The following is a 17,770-nucleotide window of genomic DNA, read 5'->3' as shown; positions in this document are numbered from 1 at the left end:
TGATGACGCAGCGCAGGAGGTGGGCGGGTAGGTGTTGATGCGTTCGGCGTAGCGGGTTGCCGTGCCGTTCGACGACGTTGCGCTGCTCGTCGAAGGCCGCCGTCATCGGTGTCAGAGCCGTGTCAGGCGCATGTCAGGTCCGGCGGCGATCGTGATCGCAACAACCGCCGCGAAAGGAAAGCCGATGACTCGAACGGTTCCCGTCCCGCAAGGCCTCCCCATGGAGCGGAATGCGGGCCCCTTCGACCCGCCCCGCGAAATCTCCCTGCTGCGCGAGGCCCGCCCGGTCAGCCCCATGCTCTTCCCCGACGGTCACGAGGGCTGGCTCGTCACCGGCTACGAGGCGGTCCGCCAGCTCATGGCCGACACCCGGTTCAGCTCCCGCCAGGACATCGGCGTGATTCACGTGCCGTACGAGACCCCCGGCATGCCCGCCGCGACCGAACCTTCCCCGCAGATGCCGGGCCTGTTCATCGCCATGGACCCGCCGGACCACACCCGGTTGCGGCGCAAGCTCACCGGCGCCTTCACCGTCAAGCGCATGAGGATGCTCGAAGAGCAGATCATCGCCGTCACCGAGCGGCAGCTGGACGAGCTGGCGCGCCTCACCCCGCCGGTCGACCTGGTCAAGGAGTTCGCGCTGCCGGTGCCCTCGCTGGTGATCTGCGAACTGCTCGGCGTGCCCTACGCCGACCGGGAGAACTTCCAGGTCAACTCCGCCCAGTTCATGGTCAGGGACCAGACGCTCGAGCAGAAGGTGGTCGCGATCGGCGCGATGAACGCGTACCTCGCCGAACTGGTCACGCAGAAACGCGCCGACCCCGGCGACGACATCCTGTCCGACCTGGCCCGCCACGACGACCTCACCATCGAGGAGCTGACCGGCGCGGCCTTCCTGCTGCTGCTCGCGGGTCACGAGACCACCGCCAACATGCTGTCGCTGGGCACCTTCGCGCTCCTGGAGCACCCCGAGCAGCTGGCCGAACTGCGCGCCAACCCGGATCTGCTCCCGGATGCCGTCGAAGAGCTCATGCGCTACCTGTCCGTCGCCGACATCTTCTTCCGCTACGCCACGGAGGACATCGAACTCGGCGGTGAAACGATCCCCGCGGGATCGACCGTGGTCGTCTCGCTGCTGGCCGCCAACCGCGACCCGCAGCGCTTCGACAACCCCGACACCCTGGACGTCCACCGCAAGGCCCGCGGTCACCTGTCCTTCGGCCACGGCATCCACCAATGCCTCGGCCAGCAGCTGGCCCGCATCGAGATGCGCGCCGGTTTCGACGGACTGCTGCGCCGCTTCCCGACCCTCGAACTCGCCGTCCCCGCCGACGAGGTGGAGCTCAAGACCGACATGAACATCTACGGCGTCCACGAACTCCCGGTCACCTGGGCGGAAAAGGCCGGGTAGAGCCGTCGGCTCAAGAGCGCCAAGGCACGCCGGCGAGGCGCCAGTGCGCCTGGCTAAAGTCTGGGGCGCGCATCGTAGCTCCCTTGTTGCGGTCACAGCTCCCCGGCGATCTTGTTGATGAGCTCAAGCGACTCTGCCGGGTTCAGCGCCTGCTCTTCAAGAGCGCTGTAGTACGGGATATATGAAGCAATTTCATCGGGGTCCTCGACCACCCAAATTCCGGCCATGCTCGAAAGGAGCCACCGTATGCCCGCCCCGCGTGACGATCAGCCCGAGGTGACCAGGCTGCCGATCCCGGTGCCCGTCGAAGTCGACCCCGTGGCCATCGGAGTCGGAGCTGAGGTCGATCAAGACCAGGACGAAGTCGAAGACCATGGCTGAGTAGTTTTCGCTTTTCCAGTCCGAGGCCGACGCGGTAGAGATGATCTGCGGAGTCGGCCTCGGGTCGCGTGAGCTGATTGAGTGACGTTGCAGCACAAGAGATTTCAATACAAGATCATCTGAGTATCGTTTCCCGCCTGGGCAAACCACGGTAAGGGGGAACGTTGGTTTACGGAGATCGCGACCTGCGCCCGGATCAGGACGACGTGGCGCCATCGGTGATCGGTGCTGAATTCGTCGCACCGCTGAATGGTGACGAGGAGCTGCCGGCGACCGTGTACCTGTCGACTGAGCGGGTCAACAAGGACGACAAGGATGTCACGCTGGAGTTGCGCGACACGGCGGACGGCCACCGAGCACTTCTTGCGTTCACGTCACTGAAGCAGCTCGTTGCCGGGTGTGGGGACGGTCAGCCGTGGGTCGCTGTGCAGGGCGGGCAGGTCGAGGAAATCAAGAGCCGTAGCGGCGCCGACGTCGTCCTGTGGGATGCCGCATTGCCGCCCGAAGAACGTCGCACGAGGTTTCAGCAGGGGGACTGAATGACAGATCTGAAGGCGGACCCGGCGCTGTTGGAAGCGCTGGCAAGCCGACTCCGCAACGCGAGCGCGGACCTGGAAAGCCAAGCAGCGCCCCCGCCGGATCCGCAGGCCGGCATCGTCACCGGCGCCGTGCAGGGTGCGCTTGCGCTTTTGACCGGTGCATTGGGCAATCTCTCGATCGGCATGGGCGCGATCGGTGACGCGACGGCCGAAAGCCGAGCCGTTTACGTCGAACACGACTACGGGCACGCTGCCGCCATGCAGGCAGCCGAGCTCAACGCCGAGCAACCGCAATAGACCTCGCTGGGGAAAGGTCGCTGAACATGCCGCTGAATACCGAAGTCAAAGGAGATCCAGACAGCCTGACCGCCGTCTGTGACTGGGCGAACACGCAGTCCGACGGCGCCGAGGAAGCAGCACGGCAAATCCAGCTCACCAGCGCAGAGTCGGAGTCAGGTTGGCGCGGAGCAGCAGCGGACGGTTTCCGTGCCGTGTTGATCGCGGCAGGCATGATGGCCGGCACCGAGGTCCGGGCCCTGCAAGACACCTGCAGCGCGCTGCAAACCCACGCCGACGACCTGAACACGGTCAAGGCGATGATGCAACGAGCACAAGACGTGGCCGCTCTCGGCGGCCTGCTGGTCCACGGATTCAAGATCGAAGAGCCAGGGCCTGCGCCGGCCGATCCGACGCCACTGCCCACAGGGCGGCCGGCCACCCCGGAGGAGACCCAGGAGCATGCGGCGGCTGTCGAAGCCCAACGGGCCTTTGACCGGAAGGCGCAGGCGTACGCAGAGGCCAGCCAGATCGTGAAGGAAGCGCGGGATAAGGAATCGCAGTCCCAACACGTACTGGTGCGGTTCCTGTCGGGTGTCCTCGACCCGGCGAAACTCTCGCTCACGCTTACCGATATATGCGCGGGCTTCATCGGCGCGACCGCGGTTCGGAACAGCCAGTACAAGCGGTTCGCCGACGATGCAATGACGAAGGCCGAGCGCGCCGCGAAGCTGACGACAAGCCAGAACTTGAGCTTGGCCAACCGCGGCAAGGCCACGGCGATTCAGATCACGAACGACCTCAAAGCCAAGGACGCCCTCGATCAAGCCGTGGCTACTCGCGCGGCGCGGGTGATCGACCGGTTTCCGCCTAGGGTGCAGGCCACGCTCCGCGGGCTCGACGTGAAGCTCATTCCCAAGGGGTTCACACCTGCTAGCCCCTGGCTGCAAGGTGCGTCGAAGTTCGGAAAGATCATTCCTGGCCTGGGGCTTCTTGCCACGGCTGGTGGCATCGGTTACGACATCAGCCAGGGCAAAGACCCGACCATCGCGGTCGCCAGCGGAACGGGCAGCCTGGTGACCGGGGCGATCGTCGGCGCGGCGATCGGCGGCCCACCCGGAGCCATCGTGGGCGGCGTCGTCGGCGTCGGCGTCGGCTTCGCGATAGACGAGTTCGGCGACGACCTGATCAACATCGGCAGGCGTCTGGAAGACATCAACCCGAAGATGACCAGGTAGGGAACGTGGCCGAATCACTTCCCCCGCGCCCTCACCCTCGAACTGGCGATCCTAGGCCGCCGAAGGCGCCCCGGATCACCGTGTGGACCAAGCTGCCGCGGAGATCGTCGAAGCTGGCTCGGTACCCGAAGGCGCCGGAAGGACGGGGCCCGATACTGGAGTGGTATCAGGCGACGATCGACTCGGCGATCCTGTCCGGCCTGGCCGTATCGGCAATCATGTTCGTCCTGATGTGCCTCCGGGACTGGGGCTTCGACTGGATGAGCACTTGGTGGCTCTGGATTTTCGTCGTCGCACCGGTGATTCTCTGGCCACTGTGGATTCTGGCTTTCCACTCGTCCGGGATCTCGGCCGGCGCCGACTGGCTCGCGGTCAAAAAGGGCTACATCGACACCTACGAGCTCACCGAGGCCAGAGTCGAAGGCGCCAGCGGAGGACTCGCCTGGACCCTGGAACTCACGGACAAGAAGGGTGTGGAGTTGTCAATCGACGCAGCCGACATCGAGGCCAACCAGGCACTCTGGGATCTCGTCTACAACGGTATCCGCTACTCCGTCCAACGCGGCAGCGCCAAGACCAACCCGCGCGCGCTGGACAAGCTGCGGCTGCGGTAATCAATAACGTCGATGCTTGAGAATTGATGGCTCTTGCTGCGGGCGGTGTCAGCTGGTGGAGGCGTCCTTCCAAGAGCGCGCGCTTCTCCACGATGTTCAAAGCCATCCGGGGGCTGGTGTTGGTGCCGGCGGAATCCGCTAGTAGGGGAAGACGTCGCGGTAGTACTTGCCGGGCGGTGGCTCGTAGGCGGCGTCGAACCAGTCGTGCGCTATCGACAACCTCCCGGACAAGCGGGACAGGATCGCTTCCGCGGCACCCAATATCGCGGGGAACAGGGACTTCAGCCCGGGGCAGGTGGTGTCCGCCGCGAGGAGCAGTGCGCGGAAGTAGAACTCGACCGACTCGTGCGCGTACCCGGCGAGCTGGTAGCGACTCGTGACCAGCACGGCGGATCTGCTGCTCGGATGCGTCCGCAAGCGCGACAAGAGCCGGGAAAGCCGCTGACGCCGGGGTGCCGTTCCCCGGCCCGGCCTGCCTGTCGGTGGGGCTTCCATTCGTTCAAGTCGGCGGGGGAGCGGGGTTGGGAGGGTGTGCTGATGATCAGGAGAATCCTTGCTTACGCGGATGGCGACGACCTCGTTGCGTCTCGGGACTTCTACGTCGAGGTGCTCGGGCTGGAGGTCGCGATGGAAGATCCGGTGCTCGGCTTGCGGTCGCCGGCCGATCCCGCGGCTCAGGTCCTCATTCCTCCGCCGGGGATGGAAGACCCCGCGCCGCGCTTCGGGATAGACGTCGGCGAACCGGCGGCGGTCGATGCGGCTCACGCCGAGGCCCTGCGTCGCGGATTGCGCGTCGTCCACCCGCTGACCAACGAGCCTTGGGGCGTGCGCCGCTTCTTCGTGGAGGACCCGAGCGGAACGGTGGTCAACGTGCTCGCACATCTGCCTCGACGGTGACCGCGGAGGCCAGTGAGGAAGCCGGTGCGGTGCCGATCGGGTCGAGCTCGTTCGTTCGGCACCGCCACCGGTGACCCTTGCGAATCCATCGGCGGGAAAGCCGGCTCTGAGAACCCAGAACAACAGCGCCCGCAATCCATCTCGATCGGCGGTGAGATCCGTGGCGGCTTCTTCGCGTCGGACATGGCCGGCGCCCCGGAGTCAGTGACCGGCCCCGTCAGGGCCGACGCGGATTCACATCGACCCTGACTCCTCGGCGTTCATGTCGTAGTGCGGGCGCTAGGGCATCGTCATCCGCCGGGCGATGAGCCATGCCGCGATCAGCCCGGCGGTGGCGAGGGAACTCGCGACGACGAAGGGGTCGGTGCTCGTTGCCGGGGTTGGGGCGAAGGCGATGCCGATGTAGAGGGCGATTCCCGTCGAGCCGCCGAGTTGGTCCGCCGCTCGCTGAACTCCCGATGCCACTCCCGCATCCGCTTCGGTCACACCGGTGACCGCCGCGTACTGCAGGCCGACCAGGCCGAAGCCCATGCCCGCCGCGATCAGCACCATCGCCGGAATCGTCGCCGCTGCGCCCGCTCCGCCGGACGACGGGATCGCGATCGCCGCCATTCCCGCTGCGGTCAAGGCGATTCCGGCTCCGGCGCATGCCCGGGCGCCCCAACGCTTCAGCAGTCGCGGCACGAACGTCGCGGCCGCGACCAGCGAGATCGCCAGCGGGAGGAGCGTCAGCCCCGCCTCGAGCGGGGTGAGGAGGGCGCGTTGCTGGAGGTGGAGGGTGAACAGCATGAACGACGTCGACAGCGCCGCGCTGAGCAGCGCGGTGGCGAGGTTGGCCAGCACCCGCGTCTTGTTGCGGAAGAACGTCAGCGGGATCAGCGGCGCCGCTGATCGCCTTTCCACCACGACGAAAAGCGCCCCGGACACCGCCGACGCGATCAGGGCGACGACCATGAGCCATGGCGTCGTGCCGCCTTCGCCCGCCTCGATGACGCCGAACGCGAACAGCAGCGGAGTGAGCGTCAGCAGCAGCGAACCCAGCAGGTCGAGCGGAACGCGTGCGACGGCACCGTCCGCCGGGATCAGCGCGATGGCGCCGATGATCACCAGCACCACGAATGGAACGCTGACGAGGAAGATCCACCGCCAACCGTAGAGTTCCGTGATGACCCCCGAGAGCACGAATCCCACCACGAGACCCGTGCTCCCCACCGCCGCCCACACGCTCAGCGCGCGCGAGCGGCGAGGACCTTCGGGGAACATCAGGACGATCGTCGCCATCGCCGCCGGCAGCGCGAACGCCTCGCCCACGCCCTGCAGAAGCCGCGCCACCACCAGCAACGGGAAAGACGACGCGAGGCCGGCGAGCAGCGAGGCGGCCCCGAAGAGCGCTGTCCCCGCGATCAGGACGCGTCGTCGGCCGAGCACGTCGCCGAGGCGGCCGCCGAGCATCAGCAGTCCGCCGCCGGTGATCGTGTACGCGACGACGACCCAGGTCAGCTCGCGGGCGCTGACGCCCAAGCTCGCCCCGATCGACGGCAGCGCCACGTTCACCACGGTTACGTCGATGGCGATGAGGAACTGCAGCGTGGCGAGGCAGCCGAGAACGGACCACGCCCGGATGTCAGCCCGGCGTGGATTGGAAATGTCTGAGGTCAAGAGGGTGCTCCGATACCCGAGAGGAATCTGAGCAGCACGAAGAGGCCGCTCCGGTCCAAGACGTGGAGCGGCGGAGCGTTAGGAGAGCACCGCCGCTAGCGGAGCGTCCTCGTGACAGCGGCAGCGGCCGTGGCAGAAGCGCCAGACATGCTGCGCACGCTAGCACCTCCGCGAGCGCGGGCCACAACGGTTTTTCGCTACTTCTCCGGCTTGAGGTGCTCGGTCAGGAAGTCGATCTGATCCGCGACGGCCTGCCCGACGGCCGGTGGGTGGTAGATCGTGAAGTGGTCGGCGTCGTAGTGCTTGAGCACCGCGCGAGGTGCGGTGGCGGCGACCTTCGCCGCGATCGCCGGATCGATGAGGTTCTCGCGGTCGCACGCGCACACCAGCAGCGGACAACGCACGCGCGCGGCTTGCGCGGACGCGTTGTAGAACAACATGCCCAGCCCCGAGCTGGCGGTGATCCGGTTGTCGAACCGGTAGCCGGGCGGCGTGACCGACTGCCAGCCCTCCAGCGCCCCGGGCTGGTTGACGAACGCCGGCTCGCCGGGCCGGCCCACGAGCCGCACGTATCGCCGGGGAAGGCGGAGCGCGGTGCGCACCAGGTCGGAGATGATCGGCACGGTGAACCGGGCGAGGTGCCGCACTCCCGCCCGGGCGACGACCGCGCGCCCGCTGAGCACCGGGCATTGCACGACCGCGGCGGCTAGCTCGGGATGGCGAGCGGCCGCCGCGATCACGTGGCTTGCGCCGAAGGACGTTCCCCACAACGCCATCCGCTCGGGATCGAGTTCCGGGCGGGAGCGGGCGAACGCGAGAGCGGCGTCGACGTCGGTGGCGTACCGGCGCCGGCTCACCAGTTGGCGCGGCCGGCCGCCCGACTCGCCGAGGTGGCGGAAGTCGAACGCCACCACGGCCAGGCCCGCATCGGAGAACCACTTCTCGTACTGGCCGAGCATCATCTCGTGCGTTGCCCCGCCGCCGTGCACCAGCACGACGACCGGATGCGGTCCCGGGCCGGCCGGCAGCGTCAGCCACGCCGCGCACCGGTCGTCGCCGGCGGGGAAGGTCGTGCGGATCGTCATCGCGCCTCGCTTTAGGTACGTTGTACGTGAACGGTGCCGAGTTAAACACGTACGACGTACTTAATCAAGGAGGAGCATGCCCGCACCCAGGAAGTTCACGCGGGAACAGCTGCAGGCCGCCGCCCTGGCGCTGGTCGACGAGCAGGGGCTGGCCGGGTTGACCATGCGCAGCCTCGCGACGGCGCTGGGCACCGGCCCGATGACGATCTACAACTACGTCGACGGGCGCGAAGGGCTGGAGCAGCTGGTCACCGAGGCCGTGATGGCCCAGGCGAGCTGGGCGGCCGAACCTCCCGGCGACTGGGCGGACGAGGTGCTCGCGGTCGCGGGGGGGATGTGGCGCGCCGTGCGCGCTCACCCGCACGCCATCCCGCTGATCCTCACCCGGCGCAGCCTCGACGTGGCCACGCTCGCGCCGGCCGAGGCGCTGTTGCAGGCACTGGCGCGCGGCGGCCGGTCCGGGGCCGAGCTTCTCGTGGCGTTCCGCGCGGTGTCCGGATTCATCACGGGTTTCGCGCAGGCCGAACTCGCCGGTCCGCTGTCCGCGGCGCGCGGCGAAGATCTCTCGGCGATCACCGATCGGGTCGAAACCCTGCCGCCGGAACGCTTTCCGAAGCTGATCGAGATCGCGCGCGCCGCTGCGGAGAGCGAACCCGAGGCCGAATTCCGCGCTGGGCTGCGGATAATCCTGGCGGGACTCAAGGCATAGGGCGGCGCGCCGGCGTTGGTAGCCTTCCGGTATGCCTGTTTCCGGGGCCGTGCGAGAGCGGATCCGCACCTTCTTGGATGCGGATGACGAGATCCGGTACGTCTTTCCCGCCAGCATCCTGATGAGCATCCAGTCGAGTGTCCTGGTCGTGGTGAGCCGCAAGTCGATCACCGTGTTGTCGACGGGTTTCTGGTCGACGAAGGCGCCGAAGTCGGTCGTGGCGCGGCTTTCCCGCAACACCGTTCTCGGCCCGGTGGACGTGCAGTCCACGCCGTACTTCCGCCTGGACGGCGTCGACTACGAGATCGACGACGAGTACGTCGCCGTGGTCAACGCCGCCGACGCGGAAATCGCGTCGCCGCAGGACCTTCCGCGGGATCCGCTGCCGGACCTCTGAGTCCGCGGTGCCCGGTCGCCCGGCCGCGCTTCGGATCCCTGATACTCCGGTGGTTCGGTTCGGCTGGTCCTGGTTGGGGTTCTTCATTGAGTGTTGGGTCTGCGGTGCTGGCCGGGCTCGTGCGGCGGGTGCGCGACGGTTCGCCCCGGCTCGGTTCTTCCGGCCGGGAGGGACGGCTCGTCATCGTCGACGGGCCTGCCGGTTCGGGGAAGACGACGCTCGCCGCTCAGCTCGCTGAGGCGCTGCCCGCTCAGGTCGTGCACATGGACGATCTTTACGAGGGGTGGAGCGGGATGATCGGTGGCGTTGAGCGGCTCGGTGCGCAGGTGCTCGATCCGCTGGCCGCCGGTCGGGACGGTCGGTACCAGCGTTACGACTGGGACGCCGGTGCGTTCGCGGAGTGGCACGACGTTCCGCGCGCGCCCTACCTCGTCGTCGAGGGCTGCGGGGCGGGTGCGCGGCGGTTCGCCGACCTCACGACGCTCCTGGTATGGGTCGAGGCGGAGGACGCGGAGCGCCTCGCCCGCGGCGTCGAGCGCGATGGCGATGACTTGCGCGACCACTGGCACGCCTTCATGGCCGCCGAGCGCGCGGTCTACCAGGCCGAGGGCACTGCTCGGCGGGCCGACGTGCGCCTCGACGGGTGGGGCGCGGTCACCTGGCCCGCGGCGGGCCTGCAGGCGCGGGGAGCCTAGGCGTCGAGGTACCGGTGGCGGTCGTCGGCGGGCGAGATCAGGACCCGGCCTTCGCGGATCTGCCATTCGCTCGTGCCGTCGACCTCGTGGCTCGCGAGGAACAGGCCCCGGACTCGGTCGCCGTCCTCGTCGGAGGCGGGGATCCGGGCGATCTCGGCGAGCTGGTCGAGCAGCCAGCTCACCGCGAGCTCCCGGATGTCGCCGCCGTAGAAGGCGTAGCAGGTCCAGTTGAACTGCTGCCGGGGCAGGCCCCAGCCGCGCGAGTAGTGGTCGTCGTCGTGCGCGGAGATGATCTCCCGGATGGCGGCGAGCTGCTTCTGGTCGCACTCCAGCCAGCCCCTGATCGACACGTAGACACCCACTCGTCAGCCCTCCATCACTCGCCCGGGTCATTGTGATCTTCGGGCATGGCCGGCCCGTTCGGCCAGGTCACGACTGGTGCGGGCGCTCGCGCACCGGATCGGTCGCCGCTGCCGGAGGCACGCCGGGGAGTCTTTATTTGATTCGTTCCAGAAAAGCTGGTAGGTATGGAGGCATGCCGTCCATCGATGCCGCCGCCCTCCTCAAGGAGGCGTCGTTGCGGGTGACCCGTCCGCGGGTCGCCGTGCTCACGATGGTCTCGGACAATCCCCATGCGGACACCGACACCATCGCGACGGCGGTCCGCCGCGAGCTGGGTTCGGTGTCGACCCAGGCGGTCTACGACGTACTCCGCGCGCTGACCGAGGCGGGCCTGGTCCGACGCATCGAGCCGGCCGGTTCGCCCGCCCGGTTCGAGACGCGCGTGGGCGACAACCACCACCATCTGGTGTGCCGCAACTGCGGTGCCATCGCCGACGTCAACTGCGCGGTCGGCGAGGCTCCCTGCCTGCACACCGAGGATCCGCGCGGATTCGTGCTCGACGAGGCCGAGGTGACCTTCTGGGGCATCTGCCCCGACTGTCTCTCCCGTGCCGAGTGAGCCAGCAACCAACCCACCACCGAGGAGCGAGTTTTGCCCGAGAACAACCAGAAACCGTTGACCACGGTGGCCGGTGCGCCGGTCCCTGACAACCAGAACTCCCTGACCGCCGGTCCGCGCGGCCCGATGCTGCTGCAGGACGTCTGGTTCCTGGAGAAGCTGGCGCACTTCGACCGCGAGGTCATCCCGGAGCGCCGGATGCACGCCAAGGGCTCGGGTGCTTTCGGCACCTTCACGGTGACCAACGACATCACCCAGTACACCAAGGCGAAGATCTTCTCCGAGATCGGCAAGAAGACCGACCTGTTCATCCGGTTCTCGACCGTCGCCGGTGAGCGCGGCGCGGCCGACGCCGAGCGCGACATCCGCGGCTTCGCGCTGAAGTTCTACACCGACGAAGGCAACTGGGACGTCGTCGGCAACAACACCCCGGTGTTCTTCTTCCGCGACCCGCTGAAGTTCCCGGACCTCAACCACGCGGTGAAGCGCGACCCGCGCACCAACCTGCGCAACGCCGAGAACAACTGGGACTTCTGGACCAACCTCCCCGAGGCGCTGCACCAGGTCACGATCGTGATGTCGGACCGCGGCATCCCGGCGTCCTACCGCCACATGCACGGCTTCGGCTCGCACACCTACAGCTTCATCAACGCCGACGGCGAGCGGTTCTGGGTCAAGTTCCACCACCGCACCCAGCAGGGCATCAAGAACCTGACCGACGCCGAGGCCGAGGCGCTGGTCGGCAAGGACCGCGAGTCCCACCAGCGCGACCTCTTCGACGCGATCGAGCGCGGCGACTTCCCGAAGTGGAAGCTGTACGTGCAGATCATGCCGGAGGCCGACGCCGACACGTACAAGTACCACCCGTTCGACCTGACCAAGGTCTGGTCGAAGAAGGACTACCCGCTGATCGAGGTCGGCGAGTGGGAGCTCAACCGCAACCCCGACAACTACTTCGCCGACGTGGAGCAGGCCGCGTTCACCCCGGCGAACGTCGTGCCGGGCATCAGCTTCTCGCCCGACAAGATGCTGCAGGGCCGGCTGTTCTCCTACGGTGACGCCCAGCGCTACCGCCTGGGTGTGAACCACCACCAGATCCCGGTCAACGCGCCGAAGAACCCGGTGAACTCCTACCACCGCGACGGTGCCATGCGCATCGACGGCAACCAGGGCGCCACCCCGGGCATCGAGCCGAACTCCTACGGCCGCTGGCAGGAGCAGGCCTCCTACCGCGACCCGGTGCAGGCCGTGGGTGCCGTCGCCGACCGGTTCAACTACCGCGAGGACGACGACAACTACTTCGAGCAGCCCGGCATCCTGTTCCGCAACATGTCGCCGGAGCAGCAGCAGGTGCTCTTCGAGAACACCGCGCGGGCGATCGACGGCGCCTCGCAGGCGACCATCGAGCGGCACATCGCCAACTGCACCAAGGCCGACGCGGCCTACGGTGAGGGCGTCCGCAAGGCGATCGAGGCCCTGGCCGCGAGCAAGGGCTGACGCCGCCTAGGTCTTCGACCTTGGACAGCAGGAACGGCGGTCACGGGAAGCCGTGGCCGCCGTTCCCGTCCGGAACCGAAATTCTCCGACGTGATCAGGAAGAGCTGCTGATGAGCCACGGTGGACTGACCCCGGAGCAGGCCGAGCGCGTCGTGGCGATCGCCATGGACCTGGCCCGGGAAGGCGAAACCGCGCAGCTGGCGGAGTTCGTCGACCACGGACTCCCGGTCGACGTGACCGACCAGGGCGGCAACACCCTGCTCATGCTCGCCGCCTACCACGGGCACGCCGGCACGGTGCGCGCGTTGCTCGACCGCGGCGCGAATCCCGACCTGCGCAACGAGCGGGACCAGGCGCCCATCGCCGGCGCGCTGTTCAAGGGCGCCGATGAGGTGGTGGCCGTGCTCCGCGAGGCCGGCGCGGACCTCGACGCGGGCACGCCCAGCGCGCGGGCCGCCGCCATCATGTTCGGCCGGGAGCACCTCCTCGCCGACTGAGGCGCGATCTCGTCGTGCCGTTCAAGTTGATTTTATTTGCCCTGCAAGGGTTTTCATAGGATTCGGCGGGCCAATGCTGCCAGCGCCGCTTTGATCCGCTTCGCCTCCATGCCCAGGGTTTCGTGCTGGTGCCGGAAGACCTCGGGGGCCAGCGGCGCCAGCAGGGAGTCCGTCAGGGACTCCGGGTCTGCCAGGGAAGATTCCGCGAGCAGCGAGCGGACGTGCGCTCGCCAGAACCCGTAGGCGCCCGTCTCGAACCGGGATCTGCCCACTTCGGTGCCCAGGACCAGGTGGATGTGCCGTTCCAGCAGGTCGACCATGGCCTCGTAGAAGGCCGCCAGGCGTTCGGCCGGCGGCGCGCCCGGTCCCAGCGGCGGGTCACCGCGCAGCAACTTCTCCTGCAGTGCCCGCTCGTGCTCGTCCAGCAGGGCCGTGGCGATGGATGCGCGATCCGGGTAGCGGCGGTAGAGAGTCGCGCGTCCTACTCCGGCTGCCTTCGCGATGTCCTCCATCGTCACGCTCTGGGCGCTGCGGGTCGCGAACAGCTCCTCCGCCGCGGCCAGGATGTGCGCGCGGTTGCGGGCCGCGTCCGCGCGCTCCCGCCCGCGCTGGTTCGGTCGCAGCAGGTCACCGTCCATGAGGGCAGCCTAGGGAATATCCGGACATCGCGTCCAGTTATGGTCGGCGACACAACCGGACACGCTGTCCATTTGAAGGGGTCGACCATGCTGCTCCACCTCGACACCAGCGCGCGAAGCCGCTCGTTCTCGCGGGCCCTCACCGAGCGGTTCGCGCTCGCCTGGCGGGCCGCCAACCCCGGTCGGGACTACGTCCACCGCGACCTCGCCGCGGAGCCGGTGCCGCCGATCGGGCAGGCGTGGACCGAGATCTGCGACAACCTCCTGCGGCACGGGATCACCGAGCCCGACCGCTACCGCGAAGCCGTTCGCACGCCCGAGCAGCGCGCCGCGTGGGACGTGCTCGAACCGCTGCTGGCCGAGCTGCTCGCCGCCGACGTCGTGCTCATCGGCAGCCCGATGTACAACTTCTCGATCCCCGCGGCGCTGAAGCTGTGGATCGACCAGGTCACGTTCCCGCGGATGTCCCTGGTCGGCCGGGCCTTCGTGGTCGTGAACGCGCGCGGTGGCTCCTACCTCCCGGGCACTCCTCGGGAGCCGTTCGACTACCAGGAGCGATACCTGCGGGACTTCTTCGCCGGGCACTTCGCGGTCGACGACGTCACCTTCATCAACTCCGAACTCACCAACGCGCTGGTCGATCCGCAGATCGAGCACCTCGCGGAGCAGCAGCGCGCTTCCGCGATGTCGGCGGAGCAGCGGGTGGACGCGGTCGTCGCGGAGCTGTCGGCGCGGCGCGCGGGAGGCGCGCGGTGAACTGGCTGCTGCTGATCGCCGCGGGACTGGTCGAAGTGGCTTGGGCGCAGAGCATCAAGCCCACCGAGAACTTCACCAAGCCGCTGCCGACGTTGCTGTGCCTCGTGCTCTGCGCGGCCGCCGTCTACCTGCTGTCGCGGGCGATGAACACGGTGCCGGTCGGCACGGCGTACCTGGTCTTCACCGGGATCGGGGCGGCGGGGGCGATCGTGCTCGGCATCTTCCTCTACCGGGATCCCGTCAGCCCTGGGCGGATCCTGGCGCTCGCGCTGATCGTGGGCGGTGTCGCGCTCGCCAGGGTGAGCGAGACGGCCCAGTAGAACCGGACGCGGCCGACGAGTGCGCCACGTCGTCGGCCGCGCCCGGCGGATGCTCTCCTACGTGGCGACCGCGTACAGGTAGTCGTCGTTGCCGCCGACGTACACCGCGCCATCGACGACGGTCGGGGACGACCACACGAAGTCGCCCACGTCTGTTCGGATACGCCGCTTTCCTCGGCCAGCGCGGACCTCGACGAACGCAAACCGGCCCGGGCCCGGGATTCCGTTGCCTGCCGCTGCAGTTCCACGAGCGCTCGGGCCAAAGCGGTCGATCTCCCCGCCTTCGATGTCGGCTCCATCCTCCGCCTTCCTCGCTGCGGCAGATGAGGTAGCGGCCGGTGCCTCATTGGCCGAATCCGCCGTGACCGCGCTGATCGTCGCGCTGTTCCAGAGCATGTAGACCGGCAATGCGACAACGGGCGCAAAAGCATCCGGCGATCGGTTGCAGACCCGCTCGCCGGTGGGAAAACCGAGAAAACTGCGGATGGTTCGCGTTCTCCGCTCGGGGCGATCGGGTGAATTCCGGCTTGCGCGCGGTGCCCGGCGGTCGGCATCGTTGGGCGACTCGGGCCTCGTCCTAGGGGAGGACATCGTTTCGGCCGACGGGTTATCGGGGGAGGGGGTGAAGTCTGTGAAGAAGACGACCGTGCACAACGACCCCAAGGCGATCGGCGGGACCGGCACCTCGGGGGTGCGGGTGTCGAAGTGACGCCGGCGGAGCCGGTGGGGCGCCGCCCCACCGGCCTCCGGCCCGCCCGGAAGGTGACCGGATCGCATGGACGTGACGCTGGTGAACATGCCGTGGGCGTCGGTCGGCTACCCGTCGCTGGCCTGCGGAATCCTGAAGACCGCCGTCGAACGGGGTGGGGCGCACCGCGTTCGGGTGGTCGACGCGAACCTCGACTTCTTCGACTGGATGCACCAGAACCTGGGCACCCGGCTGCGCGAGTACGACTTCTTCTCGCTGGACTCCTACTTCGAGGGCTGCGGTGACTGGGTCTTCACCGCCGCCCTGCACGGGGTGCGCGGCTGGCGCGCCGCGGAGTTCCGGGAGGCGATGACCGGGCGCATCGACGCGGACCGGCTGGAGCTGTGCCTGCGGCTGCACGACCTGGTGCCGGACTGGATCTCGGCCTACGCCAAGGAAATCGCCGACACCGCGGGCGGCCTGATCGGTTTCACCACCACGTTCCAGCAGAACACCGCTTCGCTGGCGCTGGCCCGCGAGCTCAAGCTGCTGGACCCCGCGTCGCGGATCGTGTTCGGCGGCGCCAACTGCGACGGCCCGCAAGGCGCCGCCTGGCACCGCAACTTCGAGTTCGTCGACTTCGTCGTGCGCGGCGAAGGGGAACTCGCGCTGCCCGCGCTGGTCGAACACCTCGACCGCGGCGGTGACCCGGCGCGCGTACCAGGCCTGTGCTGGCGGGACGGCTCCGGCGAGCACGTCAACGAGCTGACCACCGCGCCGCTGCCGCCCGCGCAGATCGCCGCCCCGGACTTCGACGGCTACCTGGAGCGGTTCGCCGGATGCGCCGCCGCTTCCGAGACCGAGCCCAAGCTCGTGGTGGAGGGCGCCCGCGGCTGCTGGTGGGGCGAGAAGCACCACTGCACGTTTTGCGGGCTCAACGGGTCGTCCATGCAGTTCCGCAGCAAGAGCCCGGACCGCTTCCACGACGAGCTGGTCGGCCTCGCCGAGCGGTACCGGGTGCTGGACATGTACCTGGTGGACAACATCCTCGACATGGAGTACCTGCGCACCGTGCTGCCCCGGCTCGAAGCCGCCGGCTACGACCTGCGGCTGCAGTGCGAGATCAAGGCGAACCTGCGCTTCGACCAGCTGCGCCAGCTGGTGCGGGCCGGGGTGGTCCAGGTGCAGCCCGGGATCGAGAACCTCAGCAGCCGGGTGCTGCGGCTGATGGACAAGGGCGTGGACGGGTGCCAGAACGTGCGGCTGCTGCGGGACGCGCGGTCGCTGGGGCTCACGGTGATGTGGAACTACCTGTACGGATTCCCCGGCGAGCTCGACTCCGACTACGCGTCCGTCGTCGGGCAGCTCCCGGCCCTGAGCCACCTGCCGCCGATGGACGGGGCCAGCCGCATCGCCCTGGAGCGCTTCAGCCCCTACTTCGACGACCCGGCGCTGGGCTTCGCGGCGCGGGAACCCGATCCGCAGTACTTCCTGAACTACGACCTGCCCTCCGGGGAACTGCGCGACCTCGCCTACCTGTTCAGCACCGAGCCCGCCGGTATCGGCGGCCGCGCGGAGGCCGAGCTGCTGGCGGCGGTGGACGCGTGGGCGGAACACCACCCGACGAGCGTGCTGGAGCACGTGGAGCTGGACGACGAGGTGGTGGTGATCGACGTCCGGCCCGGGTTCGGCCCGGACGAGCACGTGCTGACCGGCACCGATGCGGAGCTGTTCCGGGCGCTGGACCGGCCGCGCTCGCTGCCGAACCTGGAATCCGGGTTCGGGCCGCGGGTGCGCGACCGGCTTGACCGCTGGCGGCACCGGGGCCTGCTCTTCACCGACGACGGCCGCTACGTGCACGTGGTCCCGCAGGCCAACAACCAGCAATTGCTCCGGCTCGGATGACTGCGAGGCAGCAGGTGCAGATCGAGATGTTCCGCCACTACCTGGGCGTGTTGGGCGGGGAATCCCTTGGCGCGCAAGAGGTTTCCGCGGATCCGGTCGGCCAGGCGCGTCGGCTGTTCGACGGCGGGGTCCGCAAGGTCGTGTTCACCGGGCCGGTCCGGCTCGACGAGCCGGGCTCCCGCGCCGCGCTCGACCTGCTGCGGGAGCTGGCCGCGTGGGGCGTGCGCTGCGAGTGGCGCGCGTCCGGTCGGCCGCCGGCCTGGCAGGCGTTCTCCCACCTGCCGCCGCCGAGCGGAGGTGCCGATCTCGACCCGTGGCGGGCGGCGTACTTCCCGGCGAAGTGCGTCTTCCGGGAAGGGCCGGGCTTCATCCAGATCCGGGACCGGCGCAGCGGCGCGCTGGAGTGCTACACGGTGGACGAATCCGAGCTGATCGCGGCCGTCCGCAGGCTCGCGGCCGGCGCCGACCCGGACGCGTGCGACCCGGCCGCCACCGCGTTGTTCGCCGAGCACGGCCTGCTGGTCCGCGCGGGCGGGCTGCGCTGGTGGGCGCCGGCCCGGCTGCGGCGCTGGCCGGTGCCCGCGATGGTGGTCTGAACGGCGCGGGG

24 protein-coding genes are annotated in these 17,770 nt (G+C 68.7%); 17 read left to right on the top strand and 7 right to left on the bottom strand.

Annotation, left to right across the window (positions count from 1 at the left end; genetic code table 11):
- Positions 1 to 184: 184 nt before the first annotated feature.
- Complete coding sequence (locus tag BLW84_RS05880; RefSeq protein WP_093262176.1) at positions 185 to 1,411, top strand: cytochrome P450; 1,227 nt, start codon at positions 185 to 187, stop codon at positions 1,409 to 1,411.
- A 92-nt stretch (positions 1,412 to 1,503) separates the two neighbouring features.
- Here the strand turns inward: BLW84_RS05880 and BLW84_RS49815 are convergent, their stop codons facing one another.
- Positions 1,504 to 1,638 carry a hypothetical protein gene (locus BLW84_RS49815; RefSeq protein WP_281247364.1) on the bottom strand — a complete coding sequence of 45 codons (135 nt, stop codon included), beginning with the start codon at positions 1,636 to 1,638 and terminating at the stop codon, positions 1,504 to 1,506.
- Positions 1,639 to 1,657: 19 nt separating this feature from the next.
- Between BLW84_RS49815 and BLW84_RS49810 the strand changes: the two genes are divergently transcribed.
- The 5 genes from BLW84_RS49810 (at position 1,658) to BLW84_RS05860 (ending at position 4,459) form a co-directional block, all read left to right on the top strand.
- Entirely contained in the window at positions 1,658 to 1,792 is a 135-nt protein-coding gene (locus BLW84_RS49810; RefSeq protein WP_281247363.1) for a hypothetical protein, read from the top strand.
- Positions 1,793 to 1,956: 164 nt separating this feature from the next.
- On the top strand, positions 1,957 to 2,331 hold the full coding sequence (locus BLW84_RS05875) for an SAV_915 family protein (protein ID WP_093262174.1): 375 nt from the start codon (positions 1,957 to 1,959) through the stop codon (positions 2,329 to 2,331).
- Positions 2,332 to 2,628: a hypothetical protein gene (locus BLW84_RS05870; protein WP_093262172.1), complete on the top strand. Its 297-nt coding sequence runs from the start codon at positions 2,332 to 2,334 to the stop codon at positions 2,626 to 2,628. It abuts the gene before it with no gap.
- A gap of 26 nt (positions 2,629 to 2,654) precedes the next feature.
- Positions 2,655 to 3,845 carry a hypothetical protein gene (locus BLW84_RS05865; RefSeq protein WP_143060867.1) on the top strand — a complete coding sequence of 397 codons (1,191 nt, stop codon included), beginning with the start codon at positions 2,655 to 2,657 and terminating at the stop codon, positions 3,843 to 3,845.
- A gap of 80 nt (positions 3,846 to 3,925) precedes the next feature.
- Positions 3,926 to 4,459 (top strand): hypothetical protein, encoded by a 534-nt coding sequence (locus BLW84_RS05860; protein ID WP_093262168.1) that lies wholly within the window; start codon positions 3,926 to 3,928, stop codon positions 4,457 to 4,459.
- 138 nt (positions 4,460 to 4,597) lie between these two features.
- On the opposite strand, the gene BLW84_RS05855 is transcribed toward BLW84_RS05860, so the two are convergent.
- On the bottom strand, positions 4,598 to 4,846 hold the full coding sequence (locus tag BLW84_RS05855) for a hypothetical protein (protein ID WP_093262166.1): 249 nt from the start codon (positions 4,844 to 4,846) through the stop codon (positions 4,598 to 4,600).
- Positions 4,847 to 4,996: 150 nt separating this feature from the next.
- Here BLW84_RS05855 and BLW84_RS05850 point away from each other — a divergent pair, with 150 nt between their 5' ends.
- A complete protein-coding gene (locus tag BLW84_RS05850) occupies positions 4,997 to 5,356 on the top strand; it encodes a VOC family protein (protein WP_093262406.1) in 360 nt (119 codons plus the stop codon).
- Positions 5,357 to 5,635: 279 nt separating this feature from the next.
- Here the strand turns inward: BLW84_RS05850 and BLW84_RS05845 are convergent, their stop codons facing one another.
- Positions 5,636 to 7,015, bottom strand: coding sequence for an MFS transporter (locus BLW84_RS05845; RefSeq protein ID WP_245760954.1), 1,380 nt, complete (start codon positions 7,013 to 7,015; stop codon positions 5,636 to 5,638).
- A 197-nt stretch (positions 7,016 to 7,212) separates the two neighbouring features.
- Complete coding sequence (locus BLW84_RS05840) at positions 7,213 to 8,100, bottom strand: alpha/beta hydrolase (protein WP_093262164.1); 888 nt, start codon at positions 8,098 to 8,100, stop codon at positions 7,213 to 7,215.
- A gap of 76 nt (positions 8,101 to 8,176) precedes the next feature.
- Here BLW84_RS05840 and BLW84_RS05835 point away from each other — a divergent pair, with 76 nt between their 5' ends.
- The 3 genes from BLW84_RS05835 to BLW84_RS05825 all read left to right on the top strand — a co-directional run bounded on the left by BLW84_RS05835 (position 8,177) and on the right by BLW84_RS05825 (position 9,901).
- Positions 8,177 to 8,809 (top strand): TetR/AcrR family transcriptional regulator, encoded by a 633-nt coding sequence (locus tag BLW84_RS05835; protein ID WP_093262162.1) that lies wholly within the window; start codon positions 8,177 to 8,179, stop codon positions 8,807 to 8,809.
- 31 nt (positions 8,810 to 8,840) lie between these two features.
- Complete coding sequence (locus BLW84_RS05830; protein WP_093262160.1) at positions 8,841 to 9,206, top strand: hypothetical protein; 366 nt, start codon at positions 8,841 to 8,843, stop codon at positions 9,204 to 9,206.
- Between the two features lie 86 nt (positions 9,207 to 9,292).
- Positions 9,293 to 9,901: a uridine kinase family protein gene (locus BLW84_RS05825; RefSeq protein ID WP_093262158.1), complete on the top strand. Its 609-nt coding sequence runs from the start codon at positions 9,293 to 9,295 to the stop codon at positions 9,899 to 9,901.
- Here the strand turns inward: BLW84_RS05825 and BLW84_RS05820 are convergent.
- Positions 9,898 to 10,263, bottom strand: a complete 366-nt coding sequence (locus tag BLW84_RS05820; RefSeq protein ID WP_093262156.1) for a hypothetical protein — start codon at positions 10,261 to 10,263, stop codon at positions 9,898 to 9,900. The two genes, BLW84_RS05825 and BLW84_RS05820, sit on opposite strands and share 4 nt — an antisense overlap.
- A gap of 173 nt (positions 10,264 to 10,436) precedes the next feature.
- Here BLW84_RS05820 and BLW84_RS05815 point away from each other — a divergent pair, with 173 nt between their 5' ends.
- The 3 genes from BLW84_RS05815 (at position 10,437) to BLW84_RS05805 (ending at position 12,856) form a co-directional block, all read left to right on the top strand.
- Positions 10,437 to 10,862 (top strand): Fur family transcriptional regulator, encoded by a 426-nt coding sequence (locus BLW84_RS05815; RefSeq protein ID WP_093262154.1) that lies wholly within the window; start codon positions 10,437 to 10,439, stop codon positions 10,860 to 10,862.
- A 33-nt stretch (positions 10,863 to 10,895) separates the two neighbouring features.
- Complete coding sequence (locus tag BLW84_RS05810; protein WP_093262152.1) at positions 10,896 to 12,359, top strand: catalase; 1,464 nt, start codon at positions 10,896 to 10,898, stop codon at positions 12,357 to 12,359.
- Between the two features lie 110 nt (positions 12,360 to 12,469).
- Positions 12,470 to 12,856, top strand: a complete 387-nt coding sequence (locus BLW84_RS05805; RefSeq protein ID WP_093262150.1) for an ankyrin repeat domain-containing protein — start codon at positions 12,470 to 12,472, stop codon at positions 12,854 to 12,856.
- 53 nt (positions 12,857 to 12,909) lie between these two features.
- Here the strand turns inward: BLW84_RS05805 and BLW84_RS05800 are convergent, their stop codons facing one another.
- Complete coding sequence (locus tag BLW84_RS05800; protein ID WP_093262148.1) at positions 12,910 to 13,494, bottom strand: TetR/AcrR family transcriptional regulator; 585 nt, start codon at positions 13,492 to 13,494, stop codon at positions 12,910 to 12,912.
- 87 nt (positions 13,495 to 13,581) lie between these two features.
- Between BLW84_RS05800 and BLW84_RS05795 the strand changes: the two genes are divergently transcribed.
- Both BLW84_RS05795 and BLW84_RS05790 read left to right on the top strand, forming a co-directional pair.
- Positions 13,582 to 14,250 (top strand): FMN-dependent NADH-azoreductase, encoded by a 669-nt coding sequence (locus tag BLW84_RS05795; protein WP_093262146.1) that lies wholly within the window; start codon positions 13,582 to 13,584, stop codon positions 14,248 to 14,250.
- Positions 14,247 to 14,570 (top strand): DMT family transporter, encoded by a 324-nt coding sequence (locus BLW84_RS05790; protein ID WP_093262144.1) that lies wholly within the window; start codon positions 14,247 to 14,249, stop codon positions 14,568 to 14,570. Before BLW84_RS05795 ends, BLW84_RS05790 begins: the two co-directional genes overlap by 4 nt.
- Before the next feature lie 57 nt (positions 14,571 to 14,627).
- Here the strand turns inward: BLW84_RS05790 and BLW84_RS05785 are convergent, their stop codons facing one another.
- The gene (locus tag BLW84_RS05785) at positions 14,628 to 15,368 is read right to left on the bottom strand and encodes a PQQ-binding-like beta-propeller repeat protein (RefSeq protein WP_093262402.1); all 741 of its coding nucleotides are present in this window, start codon (positions 15,366 to 15,368) and stop codon (positions 14,628 to 14,630) included.
- Here BLW84_RS05785 and BLW84_RS05780 point away from each other — a divergent pair.
- Positions 15,346 to 17,163, top strand: coding sequence for a RiPP maturation radical SAM C-methyltransferase (locus BLW84_RS05780; RefSeq protein WP_093262142.1), 1,818 nt, complete (start codon positions 15,346 to 15,348; stop codon positions 17,161 to 17,163). The genes BLW84_RS05785 and BLW84_RS05780 overlap by 23 nt on opposite strands.
- Positions 17,160 to 17,759 carry a DUF5825 family protein gene (locus BLW84_RS47255; protein WP_177226303.1) on the top strand — a complete coding sequence of 200 codons (600 nt, stop codon included), beginning with the start codon at positions 17,160 to 17,162 and terminating at the stop codon, positions 17,757 to 17,759. The genes BLW84_RS05780 and BLW84_RS47255 overlap by 4 nt, the downstream gene beginning before the upstream one ends.
- The last annotated feature ends 11 nt before the right edge of the window (positions 17,760 to 17,770 follow it).

This window comes from Saccharopolyspora shandongensis, assembly GCF_900106995.1.
In the GTDB taxonomy this organism is placed as follows: Bacteria; Actinomycetota; Actinomycetes; order Mycobacteriales; family Pseudonocardiaceae; genus Saccharopolyspora; species Saccharopolyspora shandongensis.
Note: the sequence above shows the minus strand (reverse complement) of the source record. Positions and strands in the feature narration are given on the sequence as shown.